21 protein-coding genes are annotated in these 21,110 nt (G+C 67.5%); 3 read left to right on the top strand and 18 right to left on the bottom strand.

Going from position 1 to position 21,110, the window contains the following annotated elements:
* Positions 1-4 precede the first annotated feature (4 nt).
* The 3 genes from V3B48_RS01835 to V3B48_RS01825 all read right to left on the bottom strand — a co-directional run bounded on the left by V3B48_RS01835 (position 5) and on the right by V3B48_RS01825 (position 1,962).
* Positions 5-1,192: a cellulase family glycosylhydrolase gene (locus V3B48_RS01835; protein WP_032127549.1), complete on the bottom strand. Its 1,188-nt coding sequence runs from the start codon at positions 1,190-1,192 to the stop codon at positions 5-7.
* A gap of 113 nt (positions 1,193-1,305) precedes the next feature.
* Positions 1,306-1,713, bottom strand: a complete 408-nt coding sequence (locus V3B48_RS01830; RefSeq protein WP_004149153.1) for an RNA-binding S4 domain-containing protein — start codon at positions 1,711-1,713, stop codon at positions 1,306-1,308.
* A gap of 9 nt (positions 1,714-1,722) precedes the next feature.
* Positions 1,723-1,962: a hypothetical protein gene (locus tag V3B48_RS01825; RefSeq protein WP_032127550.1), complete on the bottom strand. Its 240-nt coding sequence runs from the start codon at positions 1,960-1,962 to the stop codon at positions 1,723-1,725.
* 62 nt (positions 1,963-2,024) lie between these two features.
* Here V3B48_RS01825 and V3B48_RS01820 point away from each other — a divergent pair, with 62 nt between their 5' ends.
* Positions 2,025-3,485, top strand: a complete 1,461-nt coding sequence (locus V3B48_RS01820) for an MATE family efflux transporter (protein ID WP_049399635.1) — start codon at positions 2,025-2,027, stop codon at positions 3,483-3,485.
* 69 nt (positions 3,486-3,554) lie between these two features.
* Here the strand turns inward: V3B48_RS01820 and V3B48_RS01815 are convergent, their stop codons facing one another.
* The 11 genes from V3B48_RS01815 to ffh all read right to left on the bottom strand — a co-directional run bounded on the left by V3B48_RS01815 (position 3,555) and on the right by ffh (position 11,419).
* Positions 3,555-3,965, bottom strand: a complete 411-nt coding sequence (locus V3B48_RS01815; RefSeq protein ID WP_032127552.1) for a DUF1801 domain-containing protein — start codon at positions 3,963-3,965, stop codon at positions 3,555-3,557.
* A 38-nt stretch (positions 3,966-4,003) separates the two neighbouring features.
* Complete coding sequence (locus tag V3B48_RS01810; RefSeq protein ID WP_329893052.1) at positions 4,004-4,438, bottom strand: DUF1801 domain-containing protein; 435 nt, start codon at positions 4,436-4,438, stop codon at positions 4,004-4,006.
* Between the two features lie 79 nt (positions 4,439-4,517).
* Positions 4,518-4,898, bottom strand: coding sequence for a DUF6404 family protein (locus V3B48_RS01805; protein WP_049462347.1), 381 nt, complete (start codon positions 4,896-4,898; stop codon positions 4,518-4,520).
* An 82-nt stretch (positions 4,899-4,980) separates the two neighbouring features.
* Complete coding sequence (gene rplS / locus V3B48_RS01800; RefSeq protein WP_005408597.1) at positions 4,981-5,382, bottom strand: 50S ribosomal protein L19; 402 nt, start codon at positions 5,380-5,382, stop codon at positions 4,981-4,983.
* Positions 5,383-5,536: 154 nt separating this feature from the next.
* The gene (trmD, locus tag V3B48_RS01795) at positions 5,537-6,295 is read right to left on the bottom strand and encodes a tRNA (guanosine(37)-N1)-methyltransferase TrmD (RefSeq protein ID WP_032127555.1); all 759 of its coding nucleotides are present in this window, start codon (positions 6,293-6,295) and stop codon (positions 5,537-5,539) included.
* An 8-nt stretch (positions 6,296-6,303) separates the two neighbouring features.
* The gene (gene rimM, locus V3B48_RS01790) at positions 6,304-6,816 is read right to left on the bottom strand and encodes a ribosome maturation factor RimM (protein WP_110711630.1); all 513 of its coding nucleotides are present in this window, start codon (positions 6,814-6,816) and stop codon (positions 6,304-6,306) included.
* Positions 6,817-6,860: 44 nt separating this feature from the next.
* Positions 6,861-7,121 carry a 30S ribosomal protein S16 gene (gene rpsP / locus V3B48_RS01785; protein ID WP_005415733.1) on the bottom strand — a complete coding sequence of 87 codons (261 nt, stop codon included), beginning with the start codon at positions 7,119-7,121 and terminating at the stop codon, positions 6,861-6,863.
* 188 nt (positions 7,122-7,309) lie between these two features.
* The gene (locus V3B48_RS01780; RefSeq protein ID WP_329893051.1) at positions 7,310-7,912 is read right to left on the bottom strand and encodes a suppressor of fused domain protein; all 603 of its coding nucleotides are present in this window, start codon (positions 7,910-7,912) and stop codon (positions 7,310-7,312) included.
* Positions 7,913-8,040: 128 nt separating this feature from the next.
* On the bottom strand, positions 8,041-8,823 hold the full coding sequence (locus V3B48_RS01775; protein ID WP_121503898.1) for an aminotransferase class IV family protein: 783 nt from the start codon (positions 8,821-8,823) through the stop codon (positions 8,041-8,043).
* Positions 8,820-9,896, bottom strand: coding sequence for a nitronate monooxygenase (locus V3B48_RS01770; RefSeq protein WP_279913862.1), 1,077 nt, complete (start codon positions 9,894-9,896; stop codon positions 8,820-8,822). Before V3B48_RS01770 ends, V3B48_RS01775 begins: the two co-directional genes overlap by 4 nt.
* A 146-nt stretch (positions 9,897-10,042) precedes the next feature.
* On the bottom strand, positions 10,043-11,419 hold the full coding sequence (ffh, locus tag V3B48_RS01765; protein ID WP_005408591.1) for a signal recognition particle protein: 1,377 nt from the start codon (positions 11,417-11,419) through the stop codon (positions 10,043-10,045).
* Positions 11,420-11,541: 122 nt separating this feature from the next.
* Between ffh and ccsA the strand changes: the two genes are divergently transcribed.
* Entirely contained in the window at positions 11,542-12,336 is a 795-nt protein-coding gene (ccsA, locus tag V3B48_RS01760) for a cytochrome c biogenesis protein CcsA (protein WP_032127560.1), read from the top strand.
* 90 nt (positions 12,337-12,426) lie between these two features.
* Here the strand turns inward: ccsA and V3B48_RS01755 are convergent, their stop codons facing one another.
* From V3B48_RS01755 to radA, 4 genes are all read right to left on the bottom strand, one after another.
* Positions 12,427-12,888, bottom strand: coding sequence for a hypothetical protein (locus tag V3B48_RS01755; protein WP_329893050.1), 462 nt, complete (start codon positions 12,886-12,888; stop codon positions 12,427-12,429).
* Between the two features lie 176 nt (positions 12,889-13,064).
* The gene (locus V3B48_RS01750) at positions 13,065-15,371 is read right to left on the bottom strand and encodes a tetratricopeptide repeat protein (RefSeq protein WP_329893049.1); all 2,307 of its coding nucleotides are present in this window, start codon (positions 15,369-15,371) and stop codon (positions 13,065-13,067) included.
* 48 nt (positions 15,372-15,419) lie between these two features.
* Entirely contained in the window at positions 15,420-17,276 is a 1,857-nt protein-coding gene (locus V3B48_RS01745; protein ID WP_329893048.1) for an ATP-binding protein, read from the bottom strand.
* 144 nt (positions 17,277-17,420) lie between these two features.
* A complete protein-coding gene (radA, locus tag V3B48_RS01740; protein WP_014646395.1) occupies positions 17,421-18,797 on the bottom strand; it encodes a DNA repair protein RadA in 1,377 nt (458 codons plus the stop codon).
* Positions 18,798-18,946: 149 nt separating this feature from the next.
* Between radA and V3B48_RS01735 the strand changes: the two genes are divergently transcribed.
* A complete protein-coding gene (locus V3B48_RS01735) occupies positions 18,947-21,007 on the top strand; it encodes a bifunctional diguanylate cyclase/phosphodiesterase (protein WP_329893047.1) in 2,061 nt (686 codons plus the stop codon).
* Positions 21,008-21,110 lie beyond the last annotated feature (103 nt).

The raw sequence follows: 21,110 nt of genomic DNA, 5'->3' as shown, positions 1-21,110 counted from the left end.
CGGCTTACCGGTTGCCCGCCTTCAAACGCTGCAGGATCGGTGCGAACAAGGGCGCCTGCATCGAGCGCGGCGGCTCGACATGGCCGCCCTTTTCCTGCGCCTGCCAGTACGACCACGGCAGCGGCTTGTCGCCCAGTTCGTAGTCCATGCCGTCCCAGCCATCCTCGCGGAAGGCGTAGAAGGCCCAGTGCACCTTGTCCTGCTCCAGCACCTGCAGCACATCCTGCAGGTAGCGGCTGCAGTCCGGCCACCGCCGCATGCAGCCGAATTCGGCCACCACCATGCGGTTGGCACCGACGCCATGCGAGGCGGCCCACGTCATCGGCTGCTGCAGGTAACGGCGTACACGCGCCGCATCCCAATGCTCGCTGCCTGCACCGAACGGCACCTGCGCCGGATAGCGCCAGGGTTTGGCACGCGTCTGGTTCGGTGCACTGGTTGCTGCATACGGCTCGTACATGTGCACGCTGTACAGCAGCTTCGAATCCGCCAGCGGTGCCGGCCAGTAGTTGAAACCGTCGGCGGCGGCATACCAGCCCGCATCCAGCATCAGCGGCATCGCGGTGTCGACCTCGCGGATGCTGGCGATCAGCTCCGAGTAGAAGCGGCGCAGATCGCGTGGGCCGTCCTGCACACCGGCATACCACCGCTGCATCGCCTCAGTGGACGCATGCTCGGCCAGGCCTGCACCGTACTCGGGCACCGGCTCATTGATGAGGTTGTAGGCGGCCAAGGCAGGATGACCCTTCAGCGCCGTGGCCAGGTCATGCCAGAAGCGACGGGCCGGCACATGGTTGTCGAAGGACTGCCACAGGCGCTGGTCGACCACATCGCCGTTGTGCTGCTTCCAGCGCAGCAACGGCAGCGACAGCGGCGTCAGCACCACTTTCAGCCCGGCCGCATCGGCGTCATCCAGCACCCGCCGCAGCGTGGCCAGGTCGGCCGGAACCAGTCCGCGATAGTCATCGGCGTTGCCGATCAGGAAGTCACGACCGCCCTGCCCCTTCCACTTGTCCGGCACCAGCCGCACCCAGGTCGCACCGGTCGCACGCAGCGCCTCGAAGTATTTCCGGTCCGGAGGCGACATGTTCATGCTGTTGCCACCGCGTTGCGGAACGTCCCAGAAGGTGATGTCGGCAGCGTGCAGTGGCGCAGCAGCAAGCAGGGACAGGCATAACAGCAGACGACGCATGGGCAGGCCTCCGATAGGTGAAAAAACAGCCTGCCCAGCGCAATCCGAACGCGCCGTGACCGGCGCCTTGTTTCGCACCGCGATAGGAACAATCCGTTGGAATCAGGATTTCGCTAGAGCGCGTCGATGTCACCCAAGGCCCGGATCAAACGCCGCGCGCGCTTGTCCGGCTTGTGTTCCGGCGGCTGGAAACCATCGCGTGCGGCAATGCGCAGTGCACGCTGTTCGGCACGGCGCGCCTTCGAAGCCTCGCTCTCGGCGTACAGCTGCTGTGCCGTTGGCGCCGGCCCGCGCTGGTCGCTCAGGCCCAGCACCTGGATCTCGAAATGCTCCTCGCCGCGGTCGACCTGCAGCTGCTCACCCACGCGCACCGCGCGCGAGGACTTCGGGCGCTGCCCGGCCACGCTGACCTTGCCGGTCTCGATGGCCTGCTTGGCCAGGCTGCGGGTCTTGAAGAAACGGGCCGCCCACAACCAGATGTCCAGGCGGACACTGGGCGACAACGGGGAAAGCTCAGGCATCGGTGCGGACTACTCCGGTGGCTTGTTCAGAGGACGCGGATGGTCGGGGTCGGTGCGGCAGCCGCTGCCCCCAATCAACGTGGGTACACCAGCGGACAGGTCCTGGCGCTGGCTGCCGACCAGGCACTCGGGTCGGTCGGTCGGCCGCACCTGGGTATCGCCCAGCCGGTCACCTGTCGAACATGCGGCCAGTGCGGTGCCGATCAAGGCCATCGCCAGGCTCCATTTCACCTGCAGTCGTTGATGCATTGCCACATCCTGCAAACCGGCTTGGTGCTAGTGTGCGCCTCCCGGGAATCGATCACCACTCCATGGCCAAAGCGCCGCTTGACCTGACCTCCGGCCCGATCGGCCGCAACCTTCTGCTGTTCTCCCTGCCGATCCTGGCGGGCAACATCGCGCAGTCGCTGAACGGTTCGGTGAATGCGGTCTGGGTGGGGCGCTTCCTCGGCGAGGCGGCATTGACCGCCACCGCGAACGCCAACAACATCATGTTCTTCCTGATCGGCTCGGTGTTCGGCTTCGGCATGGCCTCGACCATCCTGATCGGCCAGGCGATCGGTGCGCGCGACATCGCGCAGGCACGGCGCGTGGTCGGTACCAGCGCCACCTTCTTCATCGGCCTGTCGGTGATCATCGCCATCGCCGGCTGGTTCATGGCCCATCCGCTGCTGGCGGCGATGGGCACGCCGGCCGCCTCGCTGCCGCTGGCCGAGGCCTACCTGCAGATCATCTTCCTGGCGATGCCGACGCTGTACGCGTTCGCCTTCCTCACCGCCGCGCTGCGCGGTGCCGGTGATTCACGCACGCCGTTCCGTTTCCTGATGGTGTCGGTGGCGCTGGACATCGTGCTGAACCCGGTGCTGATCTTCGGCATGGGGCCGTTCCCGGCGCTGGGCATTGCCGGTTCGGCCTGGGCCACGCTGGTCGCGCAGACGCTGTCGCTGGCCGGCCTGCTGCTGTACATGCGGCACAAGCGCCACACCCTGTGGCTGGGCCGCGCCGACATGCGCCTGTTCAAGCTCGACCTGACCATCCTCAAGGCGCTGGTCATCAAGGGCGTGCCGATGGGCCTGCAGATGGTGCTGATCTCGCTGTCGGTGATCCTGCTGATGACCATGGTCAACCAGTACGGCACCGACACCGGCGCCGGTTACGGCGCTGCCCTGCAGCTGTGGAACTACCTGCAGATGCCGGCGATGGCGATCGGTGCGGCGTGTTCTTCGATGGCGGCACAGAACGTCGGTGCGCAGCGCTGGGATCGCGTGCGCGGCACCGCGCGCCAGGGCGTGCTGTTCAACTTCCTGTTGACCGGCGCGCTGATCCTGCCGCTGGTGGTGTTCGATCGCCAGCTGCTGGCACTGTTCCTGCCGCCGGCCAGCCAGGCGCTGGACATCGCCCGCCACCTCAACCACGTGGTGATCGGCTCGTTCCTGTTCTTCGGCGTCAGCTTCGTGATCTCCGGCGTGGTTCGCTCCACCGGCGCAGTGATTCCGCCGCTGCTGATCCTGGCCGGTTCGCTGTGGGGCGTACGCGTGCCGTTCGCCGAACTGCTGCAGCCGTACTGGGGCGCCGACGCGATCTGGTGGAGCTTCCCGGTCAGCTCGCTGGTGTCGATGCTGCTGTCGCTGGCCTATTACCGCTGGGGCGGCTGGCGCAAGGCGAAGATGATGGGCAAGCCCTCGCACGCCGAAGAACTGGCCACGCCGTCGGAGATTCCGGCCTGCCCGCCGTCGCCGGTGGCCGACCCGGATGCCGCGCCACTGCGGTAGTGCCGGCCGCTGGCCGGCAACCTCAAGCCCCTCCGGAAGCATCGCGCAACAGCCGGCCAGCGGCCGGCTCTACCGTTTCTTCTTTTTGGCAGCGTTGAACGTGGCCGCCGCGCGCAGCAGTGCCTTCAACGCCGCGGCATCCGGCATCGCGCCTTCATGGATGTCGATCGCACGTCGCGTGTTGCCGTCCAGGCTGGCGTTGAACAGGCCCTTCGGATCGGCCAACGCCGCACCGTTGGCAAAGGTCAGCTTCACCGCCTGTTTGTAGGTTTCGCCGGTGCACAGGATGCCGTTGTGCTCCCACACTGGTGTACCGCGCCACTTCCAGGTTTCCTGCACGTCCGGCAGCGCCTCATGGATCAAGGCACGCACGCGTGCCAGCGCCTCGCCACGCCAGTCGCCCAGCTCGGCGATGCGTGCATCGATCAGTTCAGCGGCCGGGGTTCCGGCATCGGCAGGGTTCGGCGCGTGCGTGGCCATCAGCGGTTCTCGTCGGCAGGGAGATCGGAACGATGCACTTACATGCGCTCGCCGGGCAAAGCCGCGGCCTGGCGCACCCAGTCGAGGAACTGCGCCTCATCCAACGCACCCTCCTGCTGGATGTGCAGGTAGCGCGTATCGGCACTCTTCGACGGCTCCGGCGGCACCGGCTTCAGCGCAGCGCCGCGGAAGAACGCCACCTTGATGTAGCGGGTGAAGCAGTGGAAGCTGAGAAACCAGCCTTCGCCCGGCGCAACCGCATACATCGGCGAATTCCACTTCACTGCCTTGTGCACACCGGGTACAGCCTGTTCGATCAGCGCGTCCAGCTGTGCTCCGATCGGCCGCTTCCAGTCCGGCATCGCCGCGATATAGGCCTGCACCGGCGCATCGCCTTCGCCCTTGGCGATCTGCGGGTTGCCGCCTGACAACAGCGCAGGCGCGGCGGAAGGTGCGGTTCGCTTGGCAGGCATCGCACGGCACGTCCATCGGGATGAAACCGCAGCCTAGCGCGGCCTGTCCCCAACGGTCACGGCGCAGTGCGCCATCGGCTCAGTCCGCTTGCCGCGCCCGGAACTGCTGCCAGTCCGGCAGCTTGCGGTGGCGGCGCAGCGAACGCATCAGCGCCGCCATCACAATGCCGAACAGCGCACCGGCCACCAGGCCGGCCGCCAGCAGCAGGGCCAGCGGGCGCTCACTGCCCTGCCACAGCATCAGCCACATCAGCGCGGTCCAGAACAGCCCGAACAGCAGGCCCTGCACCAGCGCATTGGTGCCGAAGCCGGCCAGGATCGGCGGTGGCAGTGCGATGCCCATGCGCCACAGAAGGCGATGCAGCAGCGGTGCCGACTGCACGCGCGCCAGCCCCTTGCCGTCGAGGAAGCGCAGCGCCGACTGGATCACGGCGGGATAGCGCGGATTGATGTCGTTCATCCCCTGATCGTGGCCGATGCGATGCCGGAAACGCAAACGGCCACCCGAAGGTGGCCGTCGCGGCAACAACCGAAGTTGTTTATCAGGCCTTTTCGGCCAGACGGGCAGCCTTGGCGGCAGCAGCGGCAGCCAGGTCTTCCTTGATGCGGGCAGCCTTGCCTTCCAGGCCACGCAGGTAGTACAGCTTGCCGGCGCGGACCTTACCACGACGCTTCACTTCGACCGAGTCGATGATGGCGCTGTGGGTCTGGAAAACGCGCTCGACGCCGTAGCCGTGCGAGATCTTGCGGACGGTGAACGAGGAGTTCAGGCCGGCGTTCTTGGTGGCGATGACAACGCCTTCGTAGGCCTGCACGCGCTCGCGGCTGCCTTCCTTCACCTTCACGTTGACGACAACGGTGTCGCCCTGGCTGAACTTCGGCAGTTCACGGGTGATCTGGGCGGATTCGAATTCCGCGACGATGGACTTGTTCAGCTTGCTCATGGGTTACACCGATTCTTGTTCGGGTGGGCGTGTCGTATCGACAACGTAGGCTCATGCAGTCACCGGACTGTGCTGCACGTTTGTTTTGGGTACTGCGCACGCCGGCCGGGGCCGACGGGAATTGGCCATGATAGCCGATAACGCCAGCCCTGCGCTAGGGGCTGGCCTTGTGTTTCTGGGCCTGACGGGCCTGCTCCAGCAGCTTGCGGTCGGCCTTGCCCAGCGCCTGTTCATCCAGCAGGTCCGGGCGCCGCTGGGCGGTACGGACCAGCGACTGCTGGCGGCGCCAGGCCGCGATGGCCGCGTGGTTGCCCGAACGCAGCACGTCCGGCACGTCACCCAGCGGGTGCTGGGCCGGCTGGCTGTAATGCGGGCAGTCGAGCAGGCCGAGGTCGCCCTCGAAGCTGTCCTGCGCCGCCGATTCCGCGTCGTTCAGGGCACCGTCCTGCAGGCGGGCCACGGCGTCGATGATCACCGCCGCGCCCAGCTCGCCACCGGACAGCACGTAGTCGCCGAGGGAAATCTCCTCGTCGACATTGGCCTCCAGGAAACGCTCGTCGATGCCCTCGTAGCGGCCACAGAGCAGGACCATGCGCGGCAGTGCCGCCAGTTCCCGCACCTTGGCCTGGGTCAACGGCGCCCCCTGCGGGCTGAGGTAGATCACCCGCGTCGGGGTCGGATCAGCATCACGGATCGCCTGCAGGCAGGCCTGCAGTGGCTCGATCAGCATCACCATGCCGGGGCCACCACCGAACGGACGGTCGTCCACCCGGCGGTAGTTGCCTTCGGCGTAATCACGGGGATTCCAGCCATGCAGGCTGAACAGGCCCTTCTCCTGCGCGCGCCCGACCACGCCCAGTCCAGCGGACTGGGCGAGGAACTCGGGGAACAGGGTGATGACGTCGAAACGCATGCTCACACTCAGAACTCGGGATCCCAGTCGACCACGACCAGGTTGGCCTCGAAGTCGACCGACTTGACGAAGTCCGGCTGCACGAACGGAATCATCCGCTCGCGGTCACCACGGACCACCACCACGTCGTTGGCGCCGGTGCTGAACAGGTGCGAGACCTGGCCCAGGGCAACGCCCTCGGTGGTCCTCACGTCCAGGCCTTCCAGGTCCACCCAGTAATACTCATCGGGCTTCGGCGGCGGCAATGCACTGCGGGCCACGTAGATCTCGGTGCCGTGCATCGCTTCAACGGTATCGCGGTCCTCGACGCCGGGGAAACGGGCGACCAGGTGCTTGCCGCTGTCGCGGCCGCGTACACCTTCAATCGTGGTTTCCACGCCGGACGGGCTGCGCACGATCCACGGCTGGTAACGGAAAATGGCGGAACGTGGCTCGGTCCAGGACTCGAGCTTGATCTCGCCGCGCACACCAAAAGCGCCGACAACCCTGCCCAGCAGGATGCGGCGCTCGATATCTTTCATCTGCTTCAACCAAGAGGGCCACGCCGAAGCGTGGCCCGTCAGGATCAGGCCGCAGCGGCCTGGGACTTGGTCGCTTCCTTGATCAGGTTGCGGACCTTGTCGGTCGGCTGGGCGCCGTTCTTGACCCAATGGTCAACGCGGGCCAGGTCCAGCTCGATGCGCTTCTCGGCGCCCTGGGCGACCGGGTTGTAGAAGCCAACGCGCTCGATGTTGCGGCCGTCGCGCGCGCTGCGCACGTCGGTGACGATGATGTGGTAGAACGGACGCTTCTTGGCGCCGCCGCGGGTCAGTCGAATCTTGACCATGGTGTTTTTTCCTATTGCCCAGTCGCCAGGATGGCGAGGTAAGCGGGCGATTATAGCGGCAGAGCCCGGCCGAGCCAACCCCAAGGGTGGCCTACCTTCACGGTAGCGCCGGGCCATGCCCGGCGGTCTTCGTTCAGCAACGTGATGAATCTCCGGCTGACCACGCCGACGTCCCCAAGGCAATAACGTCAGAGTGCTCCAGTGACAGGCTCCCGATGCATGTCCAGCACGTCCATCTCCTGCTGCTGCAGCAGGTCATCAAATACTTCGCTGCCAATCCGCTCGACAAGTTGTCGCTCGGATTCGTGGATGGCGATGCACTGCAGCCAGTTGATTGCCACCGGCGGGAACTGCAGTCCCGGGAACCTGGCGTCATTCCAGAAGAAGGGCGGCACCAGATAGACGTGCGGCATCCGGGTCGATGGGAAGTAGTCCTGCAGGATGTCCGGAATCACGCTACCAGGCCGCACCGCCGTACGATCACGCATAATCGCGAAAGCCGTCGAGGCGACGACGTTGTCCAAATGCAGCGCGTCCTGTTCTGCACACGTGCACAGCTCGACGCGGGTTTCCAGTTCGTGACCCTCCGCATGACGTAAAACAAAATCCGACAGGCCGATGGAGGAGATGGACTTCAGCCCTGTTTCCGGAGAGCTGAACGTCGTGAGGATATCGACCGAACGCTGGCGATGATCATCGTGAAAGGCCTGGACCATGGGCCGCCCCTCACCGCCCATGATCTTGATTGCGTGCATCGCTACCGCGCGATGCTGCTCGGTGACCGTGCCCATATCTGATTGGAACTCCTGAGTGTTGTTCGCTGCGGAAGCATCAGCCGGGCATGGCCCGGCGCTACCCGCTACAACGCTTCAAGGTAGCGCCGCGTCATGCCGAAGGACCGGCAGCCCGCGCGCCTCGTTCAGGAAAGCGGTTGCCACGGCACGCCCGCCAGCACTGCCCTGCCCTGTTCAGCCAGTGCCTGCGAACCCGGCAGGACATGCCCGTCGATGGCGTCCAGCGCCCATAGGCCGCTGGCGTTGCAGGCAAAAGCGGCCTTCACGCTATCCAGTTCAGCCAATGCCAACGGCCGCGTCAGCTGTGCCCCCGGCCAATGCTGCTTCAACAACGTCTCGGCAGTACCGCGCAGGGCCGGCGCCTGTGGCCAGAGCAGGCGCTCACCATCGTGCACGGCCAGGTTCCAGGTGCTGCCTTCACTCATCTCGCCATCGGCGGTAACGAACAGCACATCGTCGAACCCTTCCGCCATCGCCGCACGGCGCTCGGCAAACAGGCCGAAGGTGCCGACGTGCTTGATCTGCGGCAGCTCGCGCTGCCACATCACGCTGCGCACCCGCTTCGGTGCGGTCAGCGCCACCGGCGCGGACACCGCCACCAGCACGTCCACCGGTACGGCCGCCAGCGGATTGCGGAAATCGAAGCGGCGCGAGTACACCGTCACCCGCAGCGACGCATCGGCCAGGCCGGCCTGCTGCAGGGCGTGCGCCATCCACGCCTGCACCTGCGCGGCATCCAGCTCGCTGCCGAACAGTTCGCGCGTGGCCTGCGACAGCCGCGCCAGATGCAGGTCCAGTCCCTGCACGGCGTGACCGCGCACCTGCAGCGAGGTGAAGTGGCCATAGTTGACCAGCGCAGGCAGCAGATCCTCCACCTGCACCGGTTGGCCGTTGCAGGTCACGGTCATCGCAGCAGCGCCTGCGCCTGTTCCCACATGCCGCGCAATACGTCGGCGGCCGGCTGTGCCGGGGCCATCCACGCCGACTGCCCGGCCCAGGCCTGCATCGCCGCCAGACGATTTTCCTGCACGGCCTGCCTGCGCATCGGCGCGGTCAGGCCGCGCTGCACCGGGTACGGGCGTGGCGCCGGTGCGCCTTCCGCAGCGGCGGCGCGCACATAGGGGGTCGCCAGGCCACGGCCCAGGCGGCCGCTGAAGGCACGGGTCGGCCAGGTATCTTCGGGTTCGCTGGCCGCCAATCCATCGGCCCACGCCGAAGCAATCGCCGCTTCGGGCGTGCGCAGGAAGGCAGTGCCGATCTGCACGGCACTGGCCCCCAGGGTGAGTGCGGCAGCAATGCCACGGCCGTCGGCGATACCGCCGGCGGCGATCACCGGAATCTGCAGGTGATCGGCCAGGCGTGGCAACAACGCAAACAGGCCGACCAACTGACGCTCGGCCATCGCCGGATCGAACGCACCGCGATGGCCACCGGCCTCCACGCCCTGTGCGACCACCGCGTCGGCACCGGCGTCCTGTGCCGCACGCGCTTCGGACAAGGTGGTCGCACAGGCGATCCAGGCAATGCCGGCATCCTTCAACTGCTGTACGTGGCGCGGCAGCAGCACGCCCATGATGGTCGAGGCCACCGCCGGGCGCGCCGCCAGCAGTGCGGCGAACTGTTCTTCGAAGTCGGCGGGCGTGGCATCGGCGGCGCTGGCCGGCACGTCCGGCCCCCACTGCGCGAGGAAGGCGCGGCTGGCGGCTTCAGCGGCGACATCACGGGTCGGTGCCGGGTCCGGCACCCACAGGTTCACCTGTGCGGGGCCCGTCGAGGCAGCGCGGAAGTCATCCATCCAGTGGCCGATATCGACCGATGACGACAGCACTGCGCCCATCGCCCCCATGCTGCCGGCATTGGCCAGCGCAGCCGACAACGGCACCGGGCAGGCGCCGGCCATCGGGGCCAGCAGGATCGGAACGGATACGCCAAAGCGCCGGCAGAACGCCTCGACGCGGGAAGATACAGCGGAACTCTGCATGACGGCCCATCGTTTCGGACAGGCCCCCATGGTGCGCGCAGGACGGGGGTAGAGTCGAGCTTGCTCGACTCTACCTCGACCGGGGCACCGGCAGAAAAGCAGTCGAGCATGGCTCGACTCTACAAAAAAAGCCGGTGTTCAACGCATCAACGGAACGGCATGCCGCGGCCGCCCATGGCGCCCATCATGCCCTTCATGCTGCGCAACATGCCCTTCATGCCGCCGCCGGCCATCTTGCTCATCATCTTTTCCATCTGCATGTACTGCTTCATCAGCTTGTTGACGTCGGCCGGGGTCACGCCCGAGCCCTTGGCGATGCGCGCGCGGCGCGAGCCGTTGAGCAGGTTCGGGTTGCGCCGTTCCTTCTTGGTCATCGAGCTGATGATGGCGATCATGCGCGGCACTTCCTTGCCCTGGCTGACCTGCTGCTTCAGATGGTCGGGGATGTTGCCCAGGCCCGGCAGCTTGTCCATCAGGCCACCGATGCCGCCCATGTTCTGCATCTGCTCCAGCTGGTCACGCATGTCGTTCAGGTCGAACTTCTTGCCCTTGGCGACCTTCTCGGCCAGCTTGGCGGCCTTGTCCTTGTCGACCTGCTGCTCGACCTGCTCGACCAGCGACAGCACGTCGCCCATGTCGAGGATGCGGCTGGCGATACGATCCGGGTGGAATACGTCCAGGCCTTCCGGCTTCTCGCTGACACCGACGAACTTGATCGGCTTGCCGGTGATGTAGCGCACGCTCAGCGCGGCACCGCCACGGGCGTCACCGTCGGTCTTGGTCAGCACCACGCCGGTCAGCGGCAGGGCGTCGCCGAAGGCCTTGGCGGTGTTGGCCGCGTCCTGGCCGGTCATGGCGTCGACCACGAACAGGGTTTCGGCCGGATTCACCGCCGCGTGCAGGGCCTTGATCTCGGCCATCATTGCTTCGTCGATGGCCAGGCGGCCGGCGGTATCGACCAGCAGCACGTCGACGAACGACTTGCGCGCATCGTCGATGGCGGCGCGGACGATGGCTTCCGGCTTCTGGTCGGCGCTGGACGGGAAGAACAGCACGCCGACCTGCTCGGCCAGGGTCTTCAGCTGCTCGATCGCGGCCGGACGGTAGACGTCGGCCGAGACCACCATCACCTTCTTCTTGCGCTTTTCCTTCAGGTGCTTGGCCAGCTTGCCCACGGTGGTGGTCTTGCCGGCGCCCTGCAGGCCCGCCATCAGGATGATGGCCGGGGCCGGAACATTGAGGTTCAGGTCGCTGGCTTCGGCGCCCATCACCGCGGTCAGCTCGTCGCGCACGACCTTGATCAGGGCCTGGCCCGGGGTCAGCGACTTCAGCACTTCCTGGCCGACCGCCCGCACCTTGATGCGTTCGATCAGGGCCTGCACCACCGGCAGCGCAACGTCGGCTTCGAGCAGCGCGATGCGGACCTCACGGGTGGCCTCGCGGATGTTCTCCTCGGTCAGGCGGCCGCGGCCACGCAGGCGCTCGATGGTGCCGGAAAGGCGCTGGGTCAGTGACTCGAACATGCGGCGCAACCTGTCTGAAAGCGGGGGACAATAAGGCAGACAGTATAACGGGTCCGCTCCCCTCCCCGGACTGCGACCACAGGGCCGTCGCCACCACCGCAGGGGTATGCGAAACTGCAACGATGTTAATCGTTCTCATCGCCGCCCTGCTCTACCTGGCCGCCAGCGCCCTGCTGGTGCGTGCGCTTGGCCGCGATGAAAGCACCGGCTCCCCCGCCTGGCTGTGGCCCGCCCTGCCGGCGATGCTGCTGCACGGCGGCTACCACGTGATGGTGGCCATGCGCACCAACGGCGGGCCGGACATGCACTTCTTCGCCGCGCTGTCGCTGGTCGGCCTGGGCATGGCCTGGCTGACCTCGCTGGTCGGCGCGCGCGGGCGCATGTCGGCGCTGGGCGTGGTGGTGTTCCCGCTGGCCGCGGTACTGCTGCTGGCCTACCACGGCTACGGCCACGAACCGAGCAAGGTGCTGGGCTGGCGCCTGGCCAGCCACGCCTGGCTGGCGCTGCTGGCCTACGCCACGCTGAGCATCGCCGCGCTGCTGGCGATCATGCTGTGGCTGCAGGAACGCGCCCTGCGCCGCCGCGAGTTCCGGCCGTGGCTGCGCGCCCTGCCGCCGCTGGCCGATCTGGAATCGCTGCTGTTCCGGGTGATCACCGTCGGCTTCGCGCTGCTGACCTTGACCCTGGTCACCGGCGTGCTGTTCGTCGACGACCTGCTGGCGCAGAAGCTGGTGCACAAGACCGTGCTGAGCGTGCTGTCGTGGATCGTGTTCGGCGTGCTGCTGATCGGCCGTCGCCGCTACGGCTGGCGCGGCATGAAGGCGGTGCACTGGACGCTGGCGGCAATGCTGTTGCTGCTGCTGGCCTTCTTCGGCAGCCAGTTCGTGATCGAACTGGTGTTCGGGCATTCGCGATAGCGGTGTGCCGGCCAACGGTCGGCACCCACCCTGGTGGTACCGGCCGCTGGCCGGCAACAGGACCGCACCCTGCATGGATGCCGCAGACGGTCAAGGCACCGGCTGGGCCAGGATCTTCCGTACCGAGCGACCGCTGTTGGTGATGATGTCATCCACCTGCCAGCAGCCTTGGCCCTGGCGCATCATCGGCAGACGGGTCACGTAGGCCTTCTTCCATACGGAATAGCGCATCTCGACCTGGCCGGCGGTGGCCGACGCCTCTTTCCAGCTGTAACGCACCGGGGTTTCGATGTCGCCATCCTGCGCATCCAGCCACGGGTCCGAATCGATGGTGCAGATGCCTTCCTCACGCACCTGGCAGGCGCGCTCGCCACGCAGGGCCTTGCCGAAGGCCGGGCTGACCAGCGCCGGCGGCGGTTCCAGCAGATCGCCATTGCCGGTGGTTGCCTCGTAGAAGGCACGGGCGACAGCCACTGGTTCCTGGCAGGCCGGTGCGGCCTGCGCGGTGGGGGCCAGCAGCCCGGCGATCATGAACATCCCTGTCTTCCGCATGTATTTCTCCTTGAGGTAGTGCCGGGGGCGGGGCGGGGCACACCCAACAGACGCCGCCGGGCCGCCGGCCGCCGCGCCCGGTTGTCCCCCCCGGCGCGGGCCGCCCGCCCCCCCCCCCCCCACCCCCCCCCCCCCCCGCCCGCCCCCCCCGCCCCCCCCACTACCCGATACCAGGCTTACAAGCCGTAACGCTCGATCACGTCCAGGTGCGGCTGGCGATCCTGGTCGCAGGCTTCGGCCAGCCGCAGCCAGCAATGCGGATGCGGCCACTTCGCGGTTTCCTGCTGCAGGAAGCGGTGCAGCGCCAGCGGTGCATGGTCCTGCGGCTGGGCGACGGTGAACAGCAGGCCCGGCAGCGTGCCCTCCTCCTCGTCCGGATCGGTCACGGTGTAGTCCGGGCGGCTGTGCGACCACACCTGCCAGCCCTGCGCCTCGGCCGCTGCGACAAAGGCATTCCACGCGTCTTCGCCCGGGTGCGCGCCGTCGATCAGCCAGCTGCGGGCGAAGCCGCCGCGCTCCAGGACATGCACCTGCGCATAGGTGGGGATGAAATTCTCGCGCGCTTCCTCCTCCTCCGGCGCCGGGTGCACCAGCGCAGCATCGAACACCACCCAGTCGCCCACCTGCTGGGCGCGGTTGGCCGGTGCGTTCTCGACGATACGCGCGGTGACCGGGCCACTGCGGCGCGCGTAGTACTCCATCGGCTCGCCGTTCTCTTCGCTGCGGATGATCACCCAGCCCCACGGCTCCTCGACCACGCCGTCCTGGCTGGACAGCTCCATGCCGATCGCCGCCGCCGAGCGGCGCACCGCATCCCAGTCGCGTGCCGCGCTGGCCGCGCTCATGTGGTCCCAGTGTGCGGCGTTGGGTTCTTCCAGCAGCTCCACCAGCTGCGCATAGCAGGCCTGCGCCTCGCTGAAGCGACCGGTTTCCATGTACATCCGCGCCAGCGTACCGCGTGCGCCATGCGAGCCCGGCGAGGCCGCCAGCAGCGCCTGCGCGGCCTGCTCCAGTGCCGGCCAGTCGGACACGCGACGGGCGCGCTGCACCTCGCACCAGTGCGCGAACACCGGCACGCTGCCACGATAGAGATCAGCCAACTGGCGCAGGCCTGCATCGTCGCCCTGCTCGGTCAGCCAGCGCATCAGCGTGTAGGCGGCCGGGCCATCATCCTGCGCATGTGCGCGCACGAAGCGCCACAGCAATGCGCGCGCTTCCGTCTGCGCCCCACAGGCGCTCAGCGCGGAGGCAGCCATCTCGGCCAGCGCCTCGTCATCTGGCAGCTGCGCCTGTGCCTGCAGCAGCCACTGCGCCTCACGTTCGGGATCGCGCGACTGGTTCTGCTCTCCCTGCTCGTTCAGCCAAACCAGTAGTTCAGCGGCTGGCACCGGCAGCGGCGCCACATCCGGCAACGCATCGATGCGTGCCGCCAGGCCGGCCACCAGCGCAGCCGCCCCACGGTCCTGGCGCAGCTGTGCCAGATGGGTACGCGCCAGTTCCAGCTGGCGCATCGCCACCCAGCGTGCGCCACGCTGCAGGGCCAGCTCCAGGCTCAGCGCAGCGACTTCGATCAGCAGGCGGTGCGAGCCAACCTCGGCAAAGTGTTCGATGATGGTGTTGAAGCGCGTACCCAGGTCCCAGGTATTGCGTGCGGGATCACGCCGGCACAGCGCTGCGGCGGTGTTCGCCCACAGCCGCCAGTAGGTAGGCGTCAGCTCGCTCCACGGCACCAGCTGCTGCAAGGCCTCTTCGTCGCGGTCCAGCTGGGCCAGCGCCCACGCCTTGGACAGGCGGCGCGGCACCGTGCAGTTGGCCGGCTCGTACTCGCCGGACGCGGCCACTTCGGCCTCGCGCTTCTCGATCAGCAGCAGCGCTTCTTCGGCGCGGCCCATGCCCAGCAGGATCTTGATCTGCATCTCCGGGAAGCTGTCGAACACTTCCTTGCCGCAGGCCTCGATCGCGTCGGACTGCACCTGCAGGTAATCCAGTGCCTCCTGGCCGCGGCCATCATCAAGCAGTGCATCGGCCTTCTCGCAGCTCAGGCACTGGAAGCAGGCCCAGCTCGGGTCGATGCGGCCCAGTGTTTCATCGCACACCTCGATACGCTCGGGCACCCAGCCGGGGCCATCGATGTTGCCGTAGCAGGCGGCAAGATCCTGGGTCACGCAGATCGACTGCGGGCACTCCAGGGTGTCCTCGCGATGCGCACGCTCGAACAGCGCCACGGCTTCGCCCAGCGCGCTCTCGCCTTCGACGCGGTTGCCGACGCGGTTGCGCAGCGCCCAGTGGCCGACGTAGACGTCGACCCACGGGTTGTCCAGCGCCTTGCCCAGCGCTCGCGCTTCGGGCAGCAGCGCGTCAACGCGGTCGACACGCAGTTCGCTCACCTCGTCGGCGAGGCGGTTCAGCAGGTGCGCATTCTGCGCCTGGCCGGCCTGGCGCAGGTCACCCTGCAGTTTTTCGACCCAGTTCCAGATGTCCATGGGGTAAGTACTCCTTTCTAGCGAAGGCTGGATGAGAGGATGCGGTGCTCAGCGCAGCATCTGCTGCAGAGCACCGGCGATATCGGTGAAGGCGCCGTTGAGATCCGGGCCGGGCGTGGCGGTCGCGCGGGCCAGTGGACGGCCCTGCGCGGCGACGATGATTTTCAGTGAGCGCAGCAGGCGCGCTGCGGCTTCGGCCTGCGGGTGGCCCTCGCGCTGGGCGCGCAGCAGCGCCTGCACCGCGGGGTTGTCGAGGTTGAGGTACAGCCGCGATGGCGCACGCGATTCGATGCGCGCGGTGAACTGACGCGCCAGCCGCAGCGCCGCCATTGAAACGCGCTTGTCGTTCTCATCGTCTTCCAGGCGCTGCTTCAGCTCGGCTTCGCGGTCGGGCACCACCACCACCGGCAGCGACTCGGGACTGAAGCGTGCCGGCAGCAATTGTTCGCCGTCACCCAGCTGCTCGCGCAGCCATGCCAGCTGCGCCTCGTCGAGGCTGTCATCGCTGCGGAACAGCGCACGGTTGCCCTGTTCGGTGCCCAGTTCAACCAAGCGCAGGCCCTTGGCCTGGGCCCAGCGCCGCAGGAACGGCACTACTGCATAGCGATGACCATGCGCGACCGGCACGCCCATCGCACGGAACAGCATTTCCTCGAAGCCGCCACCGTTGTCGAGGATCACATGCACGGCACCGCGTGCGGGCAGCGCACTGGCAGGCAGATCGCCCTGTGAGGTCGGCACGCGCACGTGTTCCAGCAACAGGTCGAACAGGCGGTCATCGCACAGCGCCGCACCCAACAGCGCCTCGTTGTGGCGGCTCAATACACGTCGCCACGCTTCCGGCTGCTGCCGCGCGACGTCGGCCAGGCCGTCGATCAGCGCCTCCAGCAACGCATGCTGCACGGCGCGGTACTGGTCATCGCGCTGCAGGTCTTCGCGGCTGGCGGTGGGCGTGAGCCGCGAGGATTCGATCACCCCGCCGATGAAGCCCGCCCACGGCGGCAGCAGGTCACGCGCATCGTCGTCCAGCAGCATGCCGCGCACGAACACCGACAGGTTGCGGTTGTCACTGGTGCCGTAGGTGGCACCGTCCTGCACCCACAGCAGGCCGGTGGCATCACTGCTGCCATCAGCGCGCAACGGCACGGTGACGATCGGCTCGAAATCATGTTCGAAACGCGCCGCGAACTGCAGCGCCTGGCGACGCGCCTGCACCGGATGCAGGGCCACATCGCTCTGGCCGCGCCACGGCGGCGGCTCGGGGTTGAGCGCCTCGCCTGCAGCGCCGATGAAGATCGGCTCGGACAGCAGCGCGCAGTAGCGACCCAGCACTTCGTGCAGGCGCGCCTCGTTGGCCAGCGGCAGGAAGTCCGGATGCAGCTCCAGTTCCACCTCGGTGCCGACCGCGCGTGCCGGCACTTCGCTGACGGTGTACTGCTCGGCGTTGCTGGACACGTACAGATGGCCCAGTTCCGGCGTCTGGTACGAGGTGGTGCGCACGCTGACCCGGCGCGCCAGCACGAAGGCCGACAGGAAGCCGAGGCCGAACATGCCGATCAGGCCCTCATCGTCCTCGCCACCCTGGCGCAGGCCGCGGGTGTAGCCGACGCCGACGGTCGCCAGGTAGTCATGGATCTCCTGGCGGGTCAGGCCGGCGCCGGTATCGATGATGCGCAGCACGCCGGCAGCGGCATCGACCTGCACCGAGATGCGCGATGGCACTTCGATGCCGGGCTGTTCGATGCGGCGGCGGATGATCGAGTCGTGCGCGTTCTGCACCAGCTCACGCAGCGCCACCACCGGGGTGGAATAGAGGTGCTTGCCCAGCACCGTCATCAGTCCATTGAGATCGACCCCGGCGCGACGGATTTCGGCGTTGGGGGCGGTGAGCGCGGTGTCCTGCATGTAATCGTTTACTCCTGGGCACGGAAAGACGCCAGAGGGCGCCTTCGTCGAGCGGGAAAAACTAGCACAGGGAGGCTGACCGTTACCGTGTCGGCCGCCGTATTCCACGTGCGCGGTGGTGACGCCGGGCCATGCCCGGCGCGATCACGCCGCGTCGATAGCCTCGGACAGACGCTCCACCGCGATCACTTCCATGCCCTTCACCGAGCCGCCCTTGGGAGCATTGGCCTTGGGCACGATGGCGCGCTTGAAACCATGGGTGGCGGCCTCGCGCAGGCGGTCTTCGCCATTGGGTACCGGTCGGATCTCGCCGGACAGGCCAACCTCGCCAAACGCAATCGTCTTTTCCGCCAGCGGCCGGTCCTGCAGCGAGGACAGCACCGCCAGCAGCACCGGCAGGTCGGCAGCGGTCTCCTGCACGCGGATGCCGCCGACGACATTGACGAACACGTCCTGGTCGCCGACCAGCACGCCGCCGTGGCGATGCAGCACCGCCAGCAGCATGGCCAAGCGGTTCTGCTCCAGGCCGACCGCGACACGGCGCGGGTTCGACAGCGGCGAGGCATCCACCAGCGCCTGCACTTCAACCAGCAGCGGCCGGGTGCCCTCGCGGGTGACCATCACGCAGCTGCCGGGTTGGTGGGTACTGCCACCGGACAGGAAGATCGCCGACGGATTGGAGACTTCCTTCAGGCCCTTGTCGCCCATCGCGAACACGCCCAGCTCGTTGACCGCACCGAAGCGGTTCTTGAACGCGCGCAGCAGGCGGAAGCGGCTGCCGCTCTCGCCTTCGAAGTACAGCACCGCATCGACCATGTGTTCGAGCACGCGCGGGCCGGCGATACCGCCCTCCTTGGTCACGTGGCCGACCAGGAACACGGCGGTGCCGGTCTCCTTGGCGAAACGCACCAGCCGCGCCGCGCTCTCGCGCACCTGGCTGACCGAGCCGGGCGCGGCGGTCAGGCTCTCGGTCCACAGGGTCTGCACGGAGTCGGCCACGATCAGCCGCGGGCCGGCCTTGGACGCATGCTGCAGGATCGACTCGACGCCGGTCTCGGCCAGCGCATTGACACCATCCAGCGGCAATTCCAGCCGGTGTGCGCGGCCGGCCACCTGGGCCAGCGACTCCTCGCCGGTGACGTACAGCACCGGCAGCTCGGCCGCCATCTTCGCCACCGCCTGCAGCAGCAGGGTCGACTTGCCGATGCCCGGGTCGCCACCAACCAGTACCACCGCGCCCTCGACCAGCCCCCCGCCCAGCACGCGATCGAACTCGCCGATGCCGGTCGAGACACGGCGATGCTCGGTCTGCTCCACGTCCTTCAGGGCGGTGATCTTCGGCGGGTCGATCTTGCCGGCCCAGCCAGCCCGGCGCGAGGCCGGCGCTTTGGCCGCCGCCGCGCTCTCCAGCACGATTTCCGACAGCGAGTTCCAGGCGTTGCACTCGGTGCACTGGCCCTGCCACTTGCTGAATTCGGCGCCGCATTCATTGCAGACGTAGGCGGTGCGGGCTTTTGCCATCGGATGATTTCCAGCAACGGGAACAGGCGTGGCAGGATAGCCGAGCCGGGTCGCAGGTGCTGCGACCGCTCAAGTCCCGCCCACCCGCGCCGATAGCTGTCGCGGGCGTGCGCCTTGCGGGCGCCCCTCCCTCCCCCTCTGGATTCAACATGACTGGCAGTTACAGTCAGAGCCTGGTCGCCATCTCCCTGCTGGTGGCCATTCTTGCTTCGTACACGGCGCTGGACATGGCCGGCCGCCTGGCCACGGCCGAGGGCCGCGTGGCCCGCTGGTGGCTGGCCGGCGGCGCGGCGGCGATGGGCCTGGGTATCTGGTCGATGCATTTCATCGGCATGCTGGCCTTCGACCTGCCGATCCCGGTCGGCTACGACCTCGGCATCACCCTGTATTCGCTTGCAGTGTCGATCGGCGCTTCGGCCTATGCGCTGTGGCTGGTGTCACGACCCAGCCTGCCCTGGCGACGACTGCTGGCCGGCGCCGTGCTGATGGGCCTGGGCATTGCCACCATGCACTACCTCGGCATGGCCGCGATGCGCATGCAGCCGGGTATCGACTATCACCCGGGCTGGTTCGCCGCCTCCATTGCAGTAGCCATCGGTGCCGCCGGCGCCGCGCTGTGGATCGCCTTCCGCCTGCGTACCGAGCAGCGCCACACCATGCGCCTGCGCGCACTGGCCTCGCTGGTGATGGGCCTGGCCATCGTCGGCATGCATTACACCGGCATGGCCGCCGCACGCTTCCCCGAAGGCAGCATCTGCGGCGCGGTCGGCAGCGGCGGCATCGACACGCGCTGGCTGGCAGTGCTGGTGATCGTCACCACCGTGGCCACGCTGGGCATCGCCCTGGTCGCCTCGCTGTTCGATCGGCAGATGCGCGTGCGTACCGGGTTGCTGGCCGATTCACTGGCACACGCCAACGACAAGCTGATCCAGGCCGCCCTGCATGACCCGCTGACCCAGCTGCCCAACCGCATGCTGCTGCAGGACCGCATCGAGCAGGCCATCGAAAAAGCGCGCCGCCGCGGCCGCGCAGTGGCGGTGATGTTCTGCGACCTGGACGGCTTCAAGGCGGTCAATGATGCCTATGGCCACCAGCTCGGCGACCGTCTGCTGGTGGCGGTGGCACAGCGCATCGGCGGCCTGCTGCGGCCGCAGGACACGTTCGCGCGCCTCGGCGGCGACGAGTTCGTGATCGTGCTGGCCATCGACACCCCGGACGATGCGGTGGTGGTGGCCGAACGCATCATCGCCGCCGCCGGCGAACCATTCACCCTGGATGCCGCCGAACTGCAGGTCAGCGCCAGTCTCGGCATCGCCCTGTACCCGGATGACGCCAGCAACGAGCGCGAACTGATGGCGCACGCCGATGCGGCGATGTACCACACCAAGGAAACCGGCCGGAACGGCTATACCTTCTTCACCCCGTCGATGCAGCTCAGTGCCAACCGCCAGCTGCGCCTGCTGCAGGACCTGCGCAAGGCGATCGCGCGTGACGAGCTGCTGCTGCACTACCAGCCGAAGTTCCCGGCCGCTGGCGCACCAGCTACCGGCGCCGAGGCCCTGCTGCGCTGGCAGCACCCGGAACTGGGCCTGCTGGCGCCGGATGTGTTCATTCCCATCGCCGAGCGCAGTGGCCTGATCCTGCCGATCGGTGACTGGGTACTGGACCGTGCCTGTGCACAGCTGCGTGCATGGCACGAGGCCGGGCATACGGAATGGTCGATGGCGGTGAACCTGTCGCCCTTGCAGTTCTCCTCGCCGGCCCTGCTGGACAGCGTGCGCGAGGTGCTGCAGCGGCACCGGATCGAGCCGGCGCGGTTGACCCTGGAGATCACCGAGACCACGGCGATGAAGGATGTCGACGCCAGCCTGGCGATCCTCAACGACCTGACCGCGATGGGCGTGCATATCGCCATCGACGATTTCGGCACCGGCTACTCCAGCCTGCTGTACCTGAAGCGGATGCCGGCCACCGAACTGAAGATCGACCGCGCGTTCGTGCATGACCTGGAACGCAACGACGAAGACGCCGCCATCGTGTCGTCGATCATTGCGCTGGGACGCACCCTGCAGCTGCAGGTGGTGGCCGAAGGCGTGGAGACGCAGGCGCAGCGCGAATACCTGAGCGAACTGGGCTGCGACCAGCTGCAGGGCTATCACCTGGGCCGGCCTATGGATGCCGAAGAGTTCCTGCGCCGGGTGGCGGGGTAGAGCCGGCCTCCGGCCGGCTTCCCGCGATTGCCGGCCAGCGGCCGGCACTACCCATATCCGCAGACAAACAAAAAGGCCGCCCGAAGGCGGCCTTTCTGCGTGG

It is taken from the genome of Stenotrophomonas sp. SMYL20 (assembly GCF_036320045.1).
GTDB classification, from domain to species: domain Bacteria; phylum Pseudomonadota; class Gammaproteobacteria; order Xanthomonadales; family Xanthomonadaceae; genus Stenotrophomonas; species Stenotrophomonas maltophilia_A.
This window is presented reverse-complemented; position numbering and strand designations above follow the sequence as displayed.